This window comes from Photobacterium sp. TY1-4 (genome assembly GCF_025398175.1).
GTDB lineage: Bacteria > Pseudomonadota > Gammaproteobacteria > Enterobacterales > Vibrionaceae > Photobacterium.
Genome location: NZ_CP099734.1, coordinates 2454318 through 2468268 on the forward strand (window position 1 = coordinate 2454318; position 13951 = coordinate 2468268).

The 13951-nt window shown below is 51.7% G+C and carries 16 protein-coding genes; 2 read left to right on the plus strand and 14 right to left on the minus strand.

Going from position 1 to position 13951, the window contains the following annotated elements; genetic code table 11:
• Positions 1 to 12 precede the first annotated feature (12 nt).
• Positions 13 to 963 (plus strand): tRNA dihydrouridine(16) synthase DusC, encoded by a 951-nt coding sequence (gene dusC, locus NH461_RS11425; protein WP_261600470.1) that lies wholly within the window; start codon positions 13 to 15, stop codon positions 961 to 963.
• Between the two features lie 205 nt (positions 964 to 1168).
• On the opposite strand, the gene NH461_RS11430 is transcribed toward dusC, so the two are convergent.
• Positions 1169 to 1933: a KilA-N domain-containing protein gene (locus tag NH461_RS11430; RefSeq protein WP_261600471.1), complete on the minus strand. Its 765-nt coding sequence runs from the start codon at positions 1931 to 1933 to the stop codon at positions 1169 to 1171.
• Between the two features lie 414 nt (positions 1934 to 2347).
• Here NH461_RS11430 and NH461_RS11435 point away from each other — a divergent pair, with 414 nt between their 5' ends.
• On the plus strand, positions 2348 to 2968 hold the full coding sequence (locus NH461_RS11435) for a hypothetical protein (RefSeq protein ID WP_261600472.1): 621 nt from the start codon (positions 2348 to 2350) through the stop codon (positions 2966 to 2968).
• A 578-nt stretch (positions 2969 to 3546) separates the two neighbouring features.
• Here NH461_RS11435 and NH461_RS11440 read toward each other — a convergent pair.
• The 13 genes from NH461_RS11440 to NH461_RS11500 are packed head-to-tail and all read right to left on the minus strand — an operon-like array spanning position 3547 to position 13949.
• The gene (locus tag NH461_RS11440; RefSeq protein WP_261600473.1) at positions 3547 to 3744 is read right to left on the minus strand and encodes a hypothetical protein; all 198 of its coding nucleotides are present in this window, start codon (positions 3742 to 3744) and stop codon (positions 3547 to 3549) included.
• 1 nt (position 3745) lies between these two features.
• Positions 3746 to 4510 carry a hypothetical protein gene (locus NH461_RS11445; RefSeq protein ID WP_261600474.1) on the minus strand — a complete coding sequence of 255 codons (765 nt, stop codon included), beginning with the start codon at positions 4508 to 4510 and terminating at the stop codon, positions 3746 to 3748.
• Entirely contained in the window at positions 4501 to 5190 is a 690-nt protein-coding gene (locus NH461_RS11450; RefSeq protein ID WP_261600475.1) for a hypothetical protein, read from the minus strand. Before NH461_RS11450 ends, NH461_RS11445 begins: the two co-directional genes overlap by 10 nt.
• 4 nt (positions 5191 to 5194) lie before the next feature.
• Positions 5195 to 5731: an adenine glycosylase gene (locus tag NH461_RS11455; protein ID WP_261600476.1), complete on the minus strand. Its 537-nt coding sequence runs from the start codon at positions 5729 to 5731 to the stop codon at positions 5195 to 5197.
• A gap of 6 nt (positions 5732 to 5737) precedes the next feature.
• Positions 5738 to 8293: a phage tail protein gene (locus tag NH461_RS11460; protein WP_261600477.1), complete on the minus strand. Its 2556-nt coding sequence runs from the start codon at positions 8291 to 8293 to the stop codon at positions 5738 to 5740.
• Between the two features lie 9 nt (positions 8294 to 8302).
• Positions 8303 to 8977, minus strand: coding sequence for a hemolysin (locus tag NH461_RS11465; protein ID WP_261600478.1), 675 nt, complete (start codon positions 8975 to 8977; stop codon positions 8303 to 8305).
• A complete protein-coding gene (locus NH461_RS11470; protein ID WP_261600479.1) occupies positions 8964 to 10151 on the minus strand; it encodes a baseplate J/gp47 family protein in 1188 nt (395 codons plus the stop codon). Before NH461_RS11470 ends, NH461_RS11465 begins: the two co-directional genes overlap by 14 nt.
• Positions 10144 to 10485, minus strand: coding sequence for a DUF2590 family protein (locus NH461_RS11475; RefSeq protein WP_261600480.1), 342 nt, complete (start codon positions 10483 to 10485; stop codon positions 10144 to 10146). The genes NH461_RS11470 and NH461_RS11475 overlap by 8 nt, the downstream gene beginning before the upstream one ends.
• Positions 10482 to 12686, minus strand: a complete 2205-nt coding sequence (locus tag NH461_RS11480) for a phage tail tape measure protein (protein WP_261600481.1) — start codon at positions 12684 to 12686, stop codon at positions 10482 to 10484. The genes NH461_RS11475 and NH461_RS11480 overlap by 4 nt, the downstream gene beginning before the upstream one ends.
• 8 nt (positions 12687 to 12694) lie before the next feature.
• Positions 12695 to 12841: a DUF6890 family protein gene (locus tag NH461_RS11485; protein WP_261600482.1), complete on the minus strand. Its 147-nt coding sequence runs from the start codon at positions 12839 to 12841 to the stop codon at positions 12695 to 12697.
• A gap of 41 nt (positions 12842 to 12882) precedes the next feature.
• Complete coding sequence (locus NH461_RS11490) at positions 12883 to 13152, minus strand: putative phage tail assembly chaperone (RefSeq protein ID WP_261600483.1); 270 nt, start codon at positions 13150 to 13152, stop codon at positions 12883 to 12885.
• Complete coding sequence (locus NH461_RS11495) at positions 13149 to 13427, minus strand: hypothetical protein (protein WP_261600484.1); 279 nt, start codon at positions 13425 to 13427, stop codon at positions 13149 to 13151. Before NH461_RS11495 ends, NH461_RS11490 begins: the two co-directional genes overlap by 4 nt.
• Entirely contained in the window at positions 13428 to 13949 is a 522-nt protein-coding gene (locus tag NH461_RS11500; protein WP_261600485.1) for a hypothetical protein, read from the minus strand.
• Positions 13950 to 13951 lie beyond the last annotated feature (2 nt).

The following is a 13951-nucleotide window of genomic DNA, read 5'->3' on the forward strand; positions in this document are numbered from 1 at the left end:
GTGCGACAAGCAATGCGAGTAATTTTAGGCCCGATGGAAGGTGTACTGGATCACCTGATGCGGGAGATGCTGACGGAAATCAATGACTACGACCTCTGCGTCACCGAATTCGTCCGGGTGATCGATCAACTGTTACCGGATCGGGTCTTTTACCGTTTATGTCCCGAGCTGAAGCAAGGCGGTAAAACGGCGTCCGGGACCCCGGTGCGCGTCCAGTTACTCGGCCAGGATCCGCACTGGATGGCTGAAAACGCCCGCCGCGCGATTGAACTGGGCTCCCCCGGGATTGATATTAACTTCGGCTGCCCGGCAAAATCCGTCAACAAGAGCCGGGGCGGCGCTGTATTGCTGCAAGACCCGGCGCTGATGCATCAGATCGTCAAGGCCGTTCGCGAGGCCGTCGATCCCCGCTTCCCGGTGACCGCCAAAGTGCGTCTCGGCTGGGACTGTCCAAGCCATTGCTTTGAAATTGCCGATGCCGTGATCCAGGCCCGTGCTGATGAACTCACCGTTCATGCCCGCACCAAAACCGACGGCTACAAGGCCGATGCCATCAAATGGGATTACATCCGCCAACTCAAAGCCAAAACCCCGATTTCCATCGTCGCCAACGGCGAAGTCTGGAACCATCAAAACGGTCAGGACTGCATGGCCGTCACTCAGGCCGATGCCCTGATGCTGTGTCGCGGCGCCCTGAATCTGCCGAACTTGTGCAACGTCGTGAAACACAATGCCCCGCATATGTCTTGGGCCGAAGTACTTACCATGCTGCTGCGCTATTCAGAATACGAAATCAAAGGTGACAAAGGTCTGTATTACCCGAACCGGGTCAAACAGTGGTTCGCCTATCTGCGCCATGAGTACCCGCAAGCCAAAGCGCTGTTTGCCGATATCCGCCGCCATAATAAAGCCGCGCCGATTGTCGACATCTTACTGGCGGCACAACGCCAGTTAGCAGCCTGATAACGGGCACTTTCCCAGACAATACATTTCGTTGAATACGAAAAGCCCCAGCTTGGCTGGGGCTCAGAACCGGAATTATCGGCCGGGGTGATTCAGAATGTGGTCTTATCATTACATCTGATTAAGACCCATTATAATCAATAAGTTAGAATAACCCACTTAGCTAAGTGGCGACAAAGTGTCTACACTCCATCGCCTTTTTCACTTACCCCCACAAACCATGTGACAGCAAGGCGCGATTGTTGCGGCTGATTTTCATCGCCTCATCAATGAATTTCTCCAGCATCTCCTGTTGGATTTGCAGCCGGCCCCGGAGCGCCAGATACTCGTTTTCATCGACCAGCATCAGCCCCCGCTCTTTTGCCTCGGCGACCAGATTGATCACATCCGGGCTCGCTTTGGCGCGCTCGGCTTCGAGATCTCGTCGTAATACGGAACGGGCCAATGCGGCGACGAACTCATTCTCGCGGGTCCAGTTCTGGGAGTTGAATACGTGGCTATAGTGGATGCGGACTTGTTCGGTGCTGACGCCCCGGAGCTGGGCAATTTCGTAAATCAGATCGTTGAGTGGGATGTTGTGGTTGGGTTTGTAATCTAAGGCTGGGGCTTGTTGCATGGGTCGCGGATGGTTCTGCTGAAACTGATTATCGAAAGCCCGGATCACTTGAAGGTGGAATTTGGCGCTAATCCACATGGCGTAAGCATAGACAAGTTCTTTGCAGACCCATGTGCCTTGATTTTTTCCACCTTGATACTTGGCAAAGTGCGAATTCGCACTTTGGGTCATATCACCGTTCCTCAGATCTGAGGAACGGTGAATTTCTTCAATTAATTCTTTGGTGGTGTTTAGTCGAATAAAGTTGGCTGGCTGATGGCATTTCTTGCCACCACTAGCTTTGTGTAAGTCATTAAGTGAGTAAAGCCCGTCAAGAATACGAACTTCTTTGGATAGGATAGTGAGATTAGCCATGATGGCCTCCTTACATTTTTTTCGAAAAGACCCACAAGCCGAGTGGGTGTCGGGAGGTTCGAAACGGCTGTAAGCACCGCGGACTTATTTCCCCGAAGGGTCTTGTATTCGTCGCCCTCCCGACGTCATTCTGACTAAAAACCCGGCAGGGCCGAATTTCAGATATACGAAGGGTACGCACTACGCCAAATTACAGGCATAAAAAATCCAACGCTAACGGGGTTGGTGTATTCCGCTTACAAGAGGTTTCGACGCCTCATACGCTAGGCTAAGCATATCAACTACCTTTGTCAATACTTATCAATAAGACTCTATACGCCTTTTTCTTTATCTTAGGTGTGGTGCTTTAACCCACCATGTCGTATTATCGATAGGGAAGTATCAATACAATCGTGTAACTAAGAAGAGAGAATCATGCCTCGCAACTATACCGACCAATCAAAAATTGACTATGATTTCGGCTGGTTGAACGAAGAAGCGAAAAACCGTGCCAAATACAATGAGATCTGCCGTGCAGAATCTCAGGATATTACACAGCAGGTGAAAATTCCATTTCCACCGACGTATCGCTTGGTTCGTGTTGCTCTGGAAGGTGATGGATTTCAAGTAGCCCTTCTTTGCGATGCAACGGAAGAGATAGTCTACTACATTAAGTGCCGAGTATGGGGTGATGTTGTACTTGACGCCAAGCCTGTGACTCAAGTGTTGCTATGGCGTTCCCCTTTGATTCAACACATTGCAGCAACGCAAGGTATAGCTGCAAATATTTTCCGCAATTATTTGTTGGAAGAGTACAACATTATTGCAAGCGATAGCTGTCAAACTCGTGAAGGCCGCGACTTTTGGGTTCGTCAACTAGGCTATGCTATTGCTTTCGAAGAGTTTGTTTATCGTTTCCACCGCATTGAATGCACGCTTGAGAGGATTACTGACGCTCGGGCTATTGCTAGCAATTCGTGTAACCTGTGGGGAGATGACGAAGACTACCAAAATGTTCTCGCTATCATTTCTAAAACAGAGATCACGTTAGACTAATAACCGAAAAACCGGTTTTCCTTACAAGCAAGTTCTCTACTTCACGCCCACTCAAACTATCGAGTGGGCGTGAAACTAATTGAAATTCTGATCTTTACACCAAATCACCACAACCCAATAAATATCAAATACTTAGACGCTACCACTTCAACCCAATGAGATCATCACGGGATCATTGAGATCGTGACGAAATCTATTCCCGCCCCTGTGATATCAAGCACTTACCTGTACATGCATCCATGTTTTTATGTTAGGAAATTTCAGAAAACCTGAAATAATTTCATTTTTTGAAATTTTGAAAAACGCGCTGTAAGCCATTCTGAGGGGCTTTTAACCTCTGAATACCCCGCGTCAGCTAAGGCTTCTAGCGTTAAACCCTGTGGTTGGCTGGCAGGCGAATTTCGCGAAATAGAATTTCGTAAAAAACCAGATCGCAAAGCTCGCAGGCGGGGAGGAGGAGTGCGGATTTCGTCACCTGGGTGCGTGATTCCGTGGCTGTAGGTACAGGGTTGTAAGTAGGCAACAAAAAAGCGCCCGGTGTGGGCGCTTGGTGGCGATTGCGTGGGTGTTGTTGCTGGTTAGGTGACTTTGTAGCTGCCAGCTGAGCTGCCACCGCTGACATTGACCGCGGCGTTCTGGGTGATTTCATCCACGACGGCATTGGCTATGGCTTCTGCCATTTTACCCGCCATCGCAAACTCTCCTTCAAGCACAAAGCCCTGGGCTTTTAGTTCATTTTCCAACTTCTGTTTCAATGATACTTTGCTTAATGCCATCTTACTTTCCTGCAAATACGGTGGTTGATACATCCACATGCGGCTTACCCATAAACGGGCAAATACTTGCGCCGGTGCAGACGCCCTTGCCGCCATTCATCTTAATGGTGTCGGCGTCTTCGGTGATGTTCTTTGCGGCTATGCTGAGGTCTTTCTTTACGGTCAACTTGGCCTGGCCTTCGATGGTTTCGATTCTGTCTTGCAGAACGGTGATCTCTTCACTCTGCTTCACCATGACTTTGCGCATCTCTTCAATGACTGCGGTGTAGTTATTGGCGTTCACGTTGCGGTCGATACAGTTCAGCGTGGCGTTTTTGTCGGTTGTGCTTTCAAAGTTGCCATCCTGATCGACTAGGTGGTAAACCCCTTTGCGTTGTTGGTATCGGCTTTCGCCTGCTTTGATAGCCGGTAGCTTCCAGCCCAGCGGCAGCACGGTGCGGATGAAGGGCTTGTCTGGCTGGCCGAACATGAACCCCATTTCGACGATACTGCCAATGGCCGGCGGTTCTAACCGCCCTGCATGGTCACCGGCGCCCGGCAGCGGCAAGGGAACGGCTTGCAGTGGCGGCTTGTCTTCATATGGCATGCCCTTTTCGTCGAGCAGCTGCACATCAACGGCATAGTGCGGATAGAACCGATCAGACAAATCGCCTTCTTCCGGCAGCTCGGGTAACGCGGTGACCTTGCCCCAACGCGGCAGGTGCCAGCGTCCGGTCAGCTCCGGGAACAGGCGAAAGATAATGCGCTTGATGGCTTTTACGTCCATGTGATTTTCACCTCCGTTCCTGTGAATTCGACGCCGGACAGGCGGATACCATTCACCACGACGCCCGGCCTGATTTTGGGCACCGCCGGGATGGTGACAGATTTGTTGGCGCTGTGTTTGGTCATGAGCTGGTTTGGGATAATCACCGGCTTATCGGCCCAGTGTGAGTCGGCCCAGCTGCCGACATAAATCTGACCGTTGCCCTGCTGTTGCCAGAACAGATCATCAATACTGAATGCCTGGCCCAGTTCGTCCATCACCCGGTAACCGTTGCCGTCGCTGTAGAAACACGGGATCGCGCTTTTGCTGTAGGCTTTGTCCGGCACCACAAACTGCAGTCCGGTTTTGTTGGTGACTTCGCTGAGCAGCTGCATCAAGGTGGGATGGAGGATGAAAACGTTCAGGGGATAAAACAGCCCGGCGGCCAGCTCCCGGCAAAACAGGGATGACCAACCACTTTCAACTGGGGTCACCCGCTCTACGTAGCCGAGGAACACCCGGTTGATGGCATCGCCCCAACCCAAATCAATGGCGATGAGGGTATTGGGTTCCGGATTGGCTTTGACCTTCACCGTACATCGGCCCGGCGTATTCTCGCTGAACGTGATGCGGTGACTTTCAGATTGGGTTTTGTCTTTGCCGAGGTACACCCGGCAGAGGAATTTCGCGTTTATTGCCATCGCATTACGCCAAGGTGTTTTCGATGTAGGTGAAAAATTTCATCGTCCAGCCCAGCTCCTTCTCTTCTCCAGGCGGCACGTTCTCAGCAACCGCCACCTCAACCGGTGTTTCTACGCCCTGCACTTTTTGCTGAGCGGCAGGTTTATCCGGCTGGCGCTGTTCGACCCGCTCCGGCACCGATAGATGTTCAATCAGCTCGAACGAGACGGCCCACTGGCGTAGTGAATCCTGCTCATCAGACCTAATCGCGCCCTGAAACTTCACCTGACGGATTTTCAGCGCTTCGGCGGTATTGTTACTAATCCGGTAAATCTGGCGGGCACCGTTATCCTGTGCCTCCGCCATGCTGAATAAGTCGGTGAGCAGCGTTTTCTGCGCAAACGGGATCACGCCTTTCACCGTGAGGATTTTGCCTTTGCTGCCCGTTTCCGCTTGGTCAGTCGCCGAAGTCTGGCCGGACATGTCCTTTCCGGCCAGTTGCTGGCGAACGCTAATGCGCAGGGCTTTGAGGGCGAGCTGGGTGCCGTTAAGGGTTAGCATATATCTTTATGCCTCCAACACCGCATCAAATGATCGTGATTGCTCAACAGCTGAACCATCTGACATACATAAGAATGTAATAACTCCTCTATCGGGAACAGTGACATCCTTACTTCCTTTCAAGACCAACAACGATGAATTCTTGAATGTGGTATTCCCGTTATACGCCCGGAAAATAACTAACTTCGATTCTGAATCTGTATTTTCCAAATCATCAATAATTGTTGGTGTAGGCTGCTTTATGTTCACCATACTAAATCGCCTTACATCAACTTTATTGGTTGAATAATCCAAAGTTAGCACTCTTGGCACCGTCTCGCTGACCACACCTGATCCATCTCCATTTATATCCTCGATGTTTTTCAAGTGGGTATTTGATTGACCGATACCACCGGAAAGTAAGAACTTACCGCGACGCACATAGTTATCGTGCGTTTTAACATCAATGGTTCCATCTTCAACCTCAATACCGTACTTGTCACCGTCAGGAATCGGAGTTGTTCCATAATAACGCTCATTACGTCCTGGATAATGGGTTTCAACATCATGTAGTTTTATACGTCCTGAACCCGCTTTAATAATAACCCCGCCTAGACTTGGCCTAATTACATTCTCATCGTGAATAATTGACTGACTAAAATAATCCCCAGCAATTGGTAGACCATCAATAACAACAGCATAGCAAGGCTTTCTCTGCCCTGGCCAAGCGTATTGGTTGTCATGAAGAATCAATCGAGTTCCATCAATAAGCAAAAGAGCTTCTTCACCGGACTCGAAGAACTTATTATCTGCGATATTCGCCCAAGTATATTTTTTGAGGATAATATTGTGCTTTTTAGTCTGATTTCCAATGTGGTGACCAGGGAAGAACTGCACTTGGCTATGGCATGTAAATCCATCAATTGTATCAATATCAACATGCGAGATTAACGCTGTACCTTCAGTGGACGGGATCAGCGTAATATCAGCCATCGTGAACGATATGTTGTTATCTTCTGAGTTTTCACCCTTGATGAAATGGTTCACATTTCGATAAGCACCACCAAATTTTATTCGCCTGACCGGTTGTCCCCAATCTGGCCCCAATTCCGCTGAGTGATGTATAGCATGATGTACAACATTGTATCCATCACCATCAATGACACATTTACCTTTTGAGCAATAGTGATACTTCACAGCTGATTTTGTATTGTCTTCGGTTTTCATTGACAGATGGATATCAAAATCCATATCAAAATCATGCGTTACAAGATAAGCTGAATGGCGGATCAATAACTCACCATCATACGTTCCCGAACCTCGCAAAGTGGCTTTTGTCTTTTCTAAGAGCACCTCACCAAAAGAGTAATCTTTATCACCAAAATCGTAATGCTTGCCGTTGCCACCAAAATTGAGGGCAGCTCTGATTCTAGCTGCATTGTCTTCTGGCATTCGTGTACTATTTACACCCCAAGCTTTAATATGTATTACATCATCAAATTGAAGAACCCACTTTCTTCCAGATTGATCTACAAAATACCCACCATTATCTGTATCACCTGGCGTTCCTGTGCCAGATAGAAAATATTCAAAGCTGACTCCGTCACCTTCTTGATCATAACCAAGCGTCTTCAAACTCTTGGCTGATGAGGGAATATTTAAATTAATCGCCTGAGTGAATGAAGGTACTAGATACTGAGTATTTTTAACTACCCAATCACGACTTGCACTCTCACCCTCTGGCCGCAAATCACTAACACTCCCATCCCCCATCACCTGGGCGATTTTGCAGACGAAATGCGGGGTTGCCGGGGTGGTTGCGGTGTCCTGGTAGTCGTCGAGTTCGTCGGCGGAGACCACGAAGTTGTATTTGGTTTCCCATTGGCCGGTTGGGGTGCCTTCGCGCCAGGCGTCGAGGTAGATGTAGGCAGGCTTTTCGAGCACCTGGATGGAACTGTTGTATTCCATGCTGACGCGGTTGCCGGAGACATAACCGGCACCGGCCTGAATCTTGAAGGATCCCGACTGCGGGGTGACCAGGAAACCGTCGGCGATGAACCAGTCTTTGCCGTTCTGGTCGATAATGGCCTGCGCAGCGTCGTTGTCCATTTTCGCCAGGCGCTGAGTTGAATCGTATTGCCAAGTTGAGGCGTCTACGGTGATATTTGTGATCTCGGCAATGTCCTTATATTCAAGCGACATCGAGCGCACCAGGGTGTTACCAGCAATGCCGGGACGGTTCTCGTTCTTCGGGGTCAGCGTGTGGTGGTCAATGGCGAGCAACACATCATGCTCTTCGTTATAGGCGCCGGTCCAGTTGAATTCAAATGGCCCCTCAGCACTGGTGAGCGTTGTTGAATAGATCACCACGTTCGGCCCGAGGCGGCCCCGGCGCTCTACCGCTTTTTCAAACACCACGTACTCTGTGGGCACACCGTCTTCCGGTTGAGGAAAATCAGCTCGGTTGGGGATATTGGCAAAAATCAGCTTATCCACTTTGAACGGGCTTTCTTCAGCATTCACTTGCGCCAAAAAGTTGCGTCCAGCTGTTGTGAGAATTTTGGTTTCCGTGGTGTTCGCCATGTCTGTTCCTCAGCCTTTAATTTTTGCTACGTAATACTCGCACTCAAGGTTGCTGACTTTCGGCAACCCCGGCACATTGATTCGGGTGGTGATCATGCTTGTTTCGTACTCGCACTCTAAGCTGCTTACCTTCGGCAGCCCGGGCACATTAATTCGGGTGGTAATCTTGCTCGTTTCATAGCTGGCTTCGACGGCCTGGCACTTGGCCGCAATTGGCAGCTCGATATACGTGGTGTACTGGTAACGACGGCAGGTGCGGCCATATTGTCGGATCACCGTATCCAGCAGGTCTGGCACTTCGGTCAGGTCGCCGTCGCGGATTTGCAGGCTGATGACGTCCCAATCAACATCTTTCAGCCGCTCATCCTGCGCGATATGCGGATAGCCCAGTTTGTCGAACATCTCCTCCCAGCCTGCCTTGCTGCCACCTTCACTGGCGAAGCTGTAGGCATGAGCGACCCGGATGCGATAGATGTCTTCCGGCTCCTCGCCTAGCCGCGTGACATCCCGCTGCCATGCCATCAAATCGACAATGCCCAGCGGGGCCGTCAGCGGGTCGTGTTGTTGTAGCGGCATCTTCAGCGCCGCTTCTACGTGGCCCCAGTAGTTGTGCAGCGCCCGGGCGAACTTCGCCAGTTCGCCCCGGCCCATCCAGTACTTGAACTTAATCTCAGGCAACTTCAAGGGTCACCTCAAGCGTGTTCAGGCGCGGGATCGTCAGTTCGTTGATGATATCCGCTTGCCCAAACTCCAGTGATGCGATGCTCGGGAACTGGGCGTGCAGCTCCTGCCCCAGCTTGGAGAAGCTAAACCGGGAAATCGGGTTGGTGCGAGTTGGCTTGTAATCCAGATTTTCGCGGAACGCCGCGCGGATAAAGTGCTCCGTGTCCGCTTTCAGTTGCGCCCGTTCTTCCTGCGTCAGCGACGGCTTCGGCCACAGCTTCATAGTCACGTTGTGGTCAACATCCGGCATTGCCATCACCAGCAGGTCATCACCGTGGCCGTGCTGGCCGTTGTCGCGGATGTGAGCGTTCAACATGTCGATCATCTCAACCGAGGGCTCACCGGTATCAAGCAGGATCAGCGCGTTCGCCGTGCCCGGCCCGCGCGGGGCGTCATGCTGGAAATAGATGTTGTCATCCTGAATACCGGCTTTCTGCATCAGCAGGCTGCGGTAGGCTGCATCGATATGCCATTTCGCCACTGCGCTCCACTGGTTCCGCACCCGAAGGCGCAGCTCGTCGTCGCTTTCTTCGTCTGCCCCGGCTTCGATCAGCCAGTCATCGGTATTGGTTGCCAACGCAATGCCCGGCACTGACTGCGGCAGAATGTGGTAGTAACCACCGCCCAGGTTAAATCCAGCACCGGCCTCCTCTGCTTCTACCGCGGCCAGTACGCTGGTTTCATCTTCCGGCAAGGTGGTGTCTTCGGTGACGCGCACACGGTAGATTTTGCCGTTAATGGCTTCGGTCTGAATCCAGGTGCCCTGCGGGATGATCAGCGCCGGGCCTTTGACCGCCGCACGCTGAAACGCAATCAGCCCCTTTGTCTTACTGGCGGCCTTGCGCTCAACCCGGCATGCCCACGCCAGCAGGTCGAGATACTTATCTTTCGCAGTGGCCAGAAACATGTTCGGCAGGATGTATTTCACCAACAGCACGTTAATCAGCCAGGTGGTGCAGGTGGTCACCGCAGCTTCAATCACTCGCCAGAACGGAGAAAATCGACTGTCGTTGTTAATCACCGAGCCCTCGTTCTCCATTTCCGCTTTCAGTACCGATTTCCAACCGTCTTTGTCCGTCGGGATCCCGGCATCTTTCACAATCTGCTCGTAGTCAGGTTTTGGGATGTCAGCCACGGTTAATCTCCACATCGACGGTCAGGTTCAGTTCGCCAAAATCAATGGTTTTAGCGAGCACGTAAATCACGCCTTCTTTGGGCTCTTCCAGCCGGATGGTGCCCGGCACCAGGCGGGTGTCTTCTTCAACCAGCAGCTCAAGCTGGGTGCGGATGTCGGCTTTTTTCGACGGGCTACGCTCGGCAACCAGCTCGACGGCCAGGTTGCTTTCGATGATGGCGTGCTTGATGTCCTGGGCGATCACGGCCCGGTCCTGAATCATCACCGGGTTTCGGCCTGCATCCAGCACCACGTCGCCGTCTTCGATCAGCATGTCTTGGTAGAGGTAGGTCATCCTGCAGCAAACTCCAGTTCTTCGGCCAAGTCCTGCGGGCTGCTCATACTTGCCGGATAGATAGCAATGCCGCCGTAATGGGTTTGGTTTCCGGCATAATTGGCGATGCTCTTGGCGGCCCCGCCCGGCTGTACCTGTACTGATGGCCGCGCTTTCTGCACCACGTCGATTTTGGTCAGGTTCTCGACCTCATCCCCGCCGAGGCCCGGGATCCAATCAACCAGGCCTTTCACAGTGTCCCAAATGCCGGACAGCATGGAGTGGAACCACTCGAACACACTGCCGAAGATGTTTCTCATTTGGTCGGCCATATCGAAAAGAAATTGAAAACCACTGGTGTCAGTAAAACCGGACATTGCCCATTGCCAGCCGGCACTGATTAACTGGAAAAACTTCTGGAACGGCAACGCGATGATCTGAAGCGCTCCTTCCAGAATCTGGAACCAGGTGGTATCCCCGAAGCTGGCCTTCAAGTCGTCCCAGTAATAAATCAGGGCGCCAACAGCCGTGACCGCTGCGGCCACTCCGGCAACAATCAGGAAGATCGGGTTTGTCAGGAGCGCCGCAGTAAATTTCAGGGCAGCCATGGTGCCTCGCCCCATAGCGCCGATAAACGAAACCATTCCGGTTGCAGCCATATTCAAAAGAGCAACCGTCGCGCTGGCGATGGCTTTGGTTAATCCCCACATTCCGATGACAGCCATGCGCAGCAATGCCCACGTCGCACTAGCTACAGCTTTTGTCAGCCCCCACAACCCAACGGCGGTCATTCGCAACAAGGCCCACGTTGCATTGGCCACTGCTTTCGTTAAACCCCACAACCCGGTTGCGGACATCTTCACCAACCACCATGTCGCCTTAATTGTTGCTGGTATGAGTTTCAGCAAGGCATTGAAGATGAACTTCAAAACACTAAAGGTTGCTTTGGTAATAGCACTAACTAGGCCCCAACAGGACTTAGCGAGCAAAGCCATGGTCGCCCAAGCTACTGAAAGCGCTCCACTCAGCATGGTAATCACGCCGCCTACGGCCACTAAACCGAGTAATCCCATGGCAGCATAGCCAATATGTTTGGTGATGTTTGGAAATAGTTGAGTCCAGGTAACAATCTCTTGCGCCCCATCAGACATCATTTCAACCACAGGCATCAGAGCAGGCAGTAAAGCCGAACCTATCGCAGCCTGGATGGCAAAAATCCCCTGTTCCAGCCTTTCCCACTGGTCCGTCATCGTTTTCGCCATATCATTTGCAGGCCCCAAGCCTTTCACTTTTCCTATCGCTTCATAGCCAGTCTGAAATTGCTCAACATCATCAACCATCTTTCCTAGCATCAACGCGCCATCACCGAGACCGGCCTCATCCAATATTTTTATAGCCTTGGCGTCACCGAACCGATTAAACAAGTGCACAACATTATCCAGGATCTGCTGCATTGGCAGCATCTCCCCGGCAGTATCGGTGAACTGAATCCCCAGCTTCTCTTGGGCTCCGTGCATACCTTCCAAGAAATTAGTCAACTGGGTATTCGCATCCCCCTCGCTCATGTACTGACTAAGAAATCCGAAAGTTGCTAATTGCTCGTGCACGCTCATCCCCATGGATGAAGCAAGCGAATGCTGGCCATCAATCATCCCTTCTAACGCGTCCATTCCGACGCCATAAACGCGCTTCATCTCAGCGGTCATTCCTGCAATTTGAGCTGCCCAAGCATCTTTCCCCATAGCATCGGCCTGCTTCTGATAGTTCCCATACAGGTTTTTCATATACCTGTTCACTGTTTCAGCATCCGACTTCATCGCCATGGCCAAGGTTGCAGAGCTATTTGTCACACTCGCCAATACAGCACCGGGCATATCCCCCATTGCATTCTTGACACCCTCAGCGTGAGCGATCACATCAACTGCCGACTGACCATACTGCGCAGAGAAGTTCAAAGCCGTCTTGGTCAATTCACGTAGCCCCTCATCGGCCACACCCAACGCCTTCACTTCACCCAGTGCCCGGTCCATCTCAATCGCTGGCATCAGCGCTTGCTGCAAAGCAAATCCAGCCCCAGCAACACCCACCGCACCAGCGGCCATCGAATGGGCTCCGGCACGGTAGGTTTGGGTCACATCGTTCAGCTGGCGCTTGATGTTCCCGAGTGGTTTAGAGATTTGGTCGACCAGGCCGACTTGAAATTTCAGGGCATCAGGTAACACGGTATTCCCTATTTGTGGCTAAAGGCTTTGGCAACACCGTTCGCAGTCACGGCGGCCATGTTGTTCCAGTACTCTCTTTCCAGCCAAATGGCACGGGCTAAATCAGCCGGTTCATCAGTCGCGTTCGGTAGCCATTTGCGCCGCCACGCCAGCATTTTGTCTAAATCGTTATGCTCCAGCGCAGCGACCAGGCCATTTATTTTTTTACTTTGATTTCCATTTGCGGCGTGAACTCAGCCAAAACAACCGAGGTAATTTGCACAGCCGCACCAGCGTTTGATTTGGTGATTTCACGCAGGGGCTCTTTGGATTCATCGGTCACCACGCTGAACAAAAAGTTATTCGCTGGCGCAACTTTGTTATCCGGCAACAGCTCGTTCATGTAGTCGTTATAAGCCGCTTCAGTCGGCTCGAATTGCAGCTCTTTGCCAGCGATTTCCAGGGTGATGATTTTTTGCTGTGTCATACCGTTTCTCTCTCTTTTTCAAGTTTGCTTTCCAGGCGATCGAACCGCCCGTTCATTGAATTTTTGATATCGTCTACGGCTTCCCGTAGCTCGTGTTTGGTAGCGTATTTCTCTGCTACATCTGCCCGCTGATTCGCAATCGCTAACTCATTTTTATGGGTGCGCTGCTCCAGCTCCCGGGTGGTTGATGCGGATTTCTCGGCGCGAGTGAACACAAACCCGATCAGCGTTAACAGGAATCCGGCCAGTACCAGCAACACGTGCCAATCTTCCATCTAGCCCCCTTGCAACTTCAGCTGTTTGCCCTTGTCCATGCTGCCCTTGCTGCTGCCGAGCCAAAAGGCAATCGCAGTACCGAAGGCACCCAGCACGGTGCCGGTGATCATAATCAGCACCTGGGCGTATTCTTGCGCCGGCTCACCGAAGAACAAGGCCGCAAACATGCCAGTGACCATCACGCACAACAGCAGCGCCAAAAGGCTGGGCATCCAGTGGTCTTTATGCTGCTCTCGGGCATGCTGGGTGTCTTTCAGCCGGGCTTGTTGTTCCGCCACTTTCAGCTTGCCGTCTTCAATGGCCAGGCGTTTCAATTCAAGCTCATGCTCACTTTCCAACTTGCGGAGCTTGTAGAGTGCTTCGGTGTCGGTCACCAGGGCGTGTTCAATCGCTTCCGGCGTATTCTGCACACCCAGAGCCGACGCCACCATGCTGCCCACAGCACCGCCAGCCGGGCCGCCCAACAGGGTTCCCACCAATGGGGCTGCGTCACCAATCAGAGATTTCACTTGTTCCCACATGT

What these genes read in the sequence shown, in the direction of transcription:
- dusC (WP_261600470.1), top strand. Translation starts at nt 13, where the DNA reads ATGCGAGTAATTTTAGGCCCGATGGAAGGTGTACTGGATCACCTGATG.
- NH461_RS11430 (WP_261600471.1), bottom strand. Translation starts at nt 1,933, where the DNA reads ATGGCTAATCTCACTATCCTATCCAAAGAAGTTCGTATTCTTGACGGG.
- NH461_RS11435 (WP_261600472.1), top strand. Translation starts at nt 2,348, where the DNA reads ATGCCTCGCAACTATACCGACCAATCAAAAATTGACTATGATTTCGGC.
- NH461_RS11440 (WP_261600473.1), bottom strand. Translation starts at nt 3,744, where the DNA reads ATGGCATTAAGCAAAGTATCATTGAAACAGAAGTTGGAAAATGAACTA.
- NH461_RS11445 (WP_261600474.1), bottom strand. Translation starts at nt 4,510, where the DNA reads ATGGACGTAAAAGCCATCAAGCGCATTATCTTTCGCCTGTTCCCGGAG.
- NH461_RS11450 (WP_261600475.1), bottom strand. Translation starts at nt 5,190, where the DNA reads ATGGCAATAAACGCGAAATTCCTCTGCCGGGTGTACCTCGGCAAAGAC.
- NH461_RS11455 (WP_261600476.1), bottom strand. Translation starts at nt 5,731, where the DNA reads ATGCTAACCCTTAACGGCACCCAGCTCGCCCTCAAAGCCCTGCGCATT.
- NH461_RS11460 (WP_261600477.1), bottom strand. Translation starts at nt 8,293, where the DNA reads ATGGCGAACACCACGGAAACCAAAATTCTCACAACAGCTGGACGCAAC.
- NH461_RS11475 (WP_261600480.1), bottom strand. Translation starts at nt 10,485, where the DNA reads ATGACCTACCTCTACCAAGACATGCTGATCGAAGACGGCGACGTGGTG.
- NH461_RS11485 (WP_261600482.1), bottom strand. Translation starts at nt 12,841, where the DNA reads ATGCTGGCGTGGCGGCGCAAATGGCTACCGAACGCGACTGATGAACCG.
- NH461_RS11490 (WP_261600483.1), bottom strand. Translation starts at nt 13,152, where the DNA reads ATGACACAGCAAAAAATCATCACCCTGGAAATCGCTGGCAAAGAGCTG.
- NH461_RS11495 (WP_261600484.1), bottom strand. Translation starts at nt 13,427, where the DNA reads ATGGAAGATTGGCACGTGTTGCTGGTACTGGCCGGATTCCTGTTAACG.
- NH461_RS11500 (WP_261600485.1), bottom strand. Translation starts at nt 13,949, where the DNA reads ATGTGGGAACAAGTGAAATCTCTGATTGGTGACGCAGCCCCATTGGTG.